The sequence below is a fragment of the Microbacterium sp. B19 genome (genome assembly GCF_000333395.1).
GTDB lineage: Bacteria > Actinomycetota > Actinomycetes > Actinomycetales > Microbacteriaceae > Microbacterium.
Window position 1 is genome coordinate 1 of the sequence record NZ_BADA01000436.1, and the last position, 1,286, is coordinate 1,286.

At 65.8% G+C, this 1,286-nt stretch carries 1 protein-coding gene; it reads right to left on the bottom strand.

Annotated features, from left to right (window positions below):
* Positions 1-22: 22 nt before the first annotated feature.
* A partial coding sequence (gene dnaA, locus I5G_RS15230; RefSeq protein WP_026095972.1) for a chromosomal replication initiator protein DnaA occupies positions 23-1,286 on the bottom strand: 1,264 nt, incomplete at its 5' end.

Here is a 1,286-nt window from a genome sequence, read left to right on the forward strand (position 1 = left end):
ACCCCTTGGTTCAGGCGGGCGCTCAGCGCATGCCCCCGAGCTGCGTCGTGATCTCGGAGACCTGGTGTAGATGGGAGCGCCGCTCCTTCATGAGGTCGCTGATCTTCTTGTAGGCGTACATCACGGTGGTGTGATCACGGTTGCCGAACAGCTGACCGATCTTCGGCAGCGACAGGCTCGTCCGCTCGCGGCACAGGTACATCGCGATCTGGCGCGCGGTCGCCACGGCCTGGGAGCGGCTCGATCCGTACAGGTCGTCGACCGACAGCTTGAAGTACTGCGCGGTCGCCGTGATGATGTCGGTCGGCGAGACGACGTTCGCGTCGTCCTGATCGATGATGTCGCGGAGCACCGTCTGCGCGAGCGACATGTCGAGCGTCGAGCGGTTGAGGCTCGCGAACGCCGAGACGCGGATGAGCGCCCCCTCGAGTTCGCGGATGTTCGACGAGACGACGGTGGCGATGTACTCGAGCACGTCGTCGGGGATGAGGAGCCGCTCGCTCTGCGCCTTCTTGCGGAGAATGGCGATACGCGTCTCGAGGTCGGGCGCCTGCACGTCGGTGATGAGGCCCCACTCGAACCGGCTGCGCATGCGGTCTTCGAACCCGGTGAGCTGCTTGGGCGGCAGGTCGCTCGTGATCACGACCTGCTTGTCGTGGTCGTGGAGCGTGTTGAAGGTGTGGAAGAACGCCTCTTGCGTCTCGGCGCGACCCTGCAGGAACTGGATGTCGTCGATCAGGAGGATGTCGACGTCGCGGTAGCGCGCCTGGAAGGCCGAGCCGCGGTTGTTCGCGATCGAGTTGATGAAGTCGTTCGTGAACTCTTCGCTCGAGACGTACCGCACGCGGATACCGGCGTACATGCTCGCGGCGTAGTCGCCGATGGCGTGGAGCAGGTGGGTCTTGCCCAGCCCCGAGTCGCCGTAGATGAAGAGCGGGTTGTACGCCTTCGCCGGCGCTTCGGCGACCGCGACCGCGGCCGCGTGCGCGAAGCGGTTGGACTGACCGATGACGAAGTTGTCGAAGGTGTACTTCGGGTTCAGTCGCGTGTCGTTCCGGGATGCCGGGACGATCGGGTCGGGAGCCTGCTCCGGGAGCGGCGACGGGGCGATCGAGGTCGTCGACGCGGATGCCGGACGGTCGTCGACCGCGGCGGCGGGCCGGTGCGACTCGATGAGGTCGGGGTTCACGACGACACGGAAGTTGCTGACTTCCGGGTCGATGCCCTGAACCTGGGTGAGGGCTTCGAGGATCGGCGCACGCATGCGCTTGTTCATCTGCGCAGCG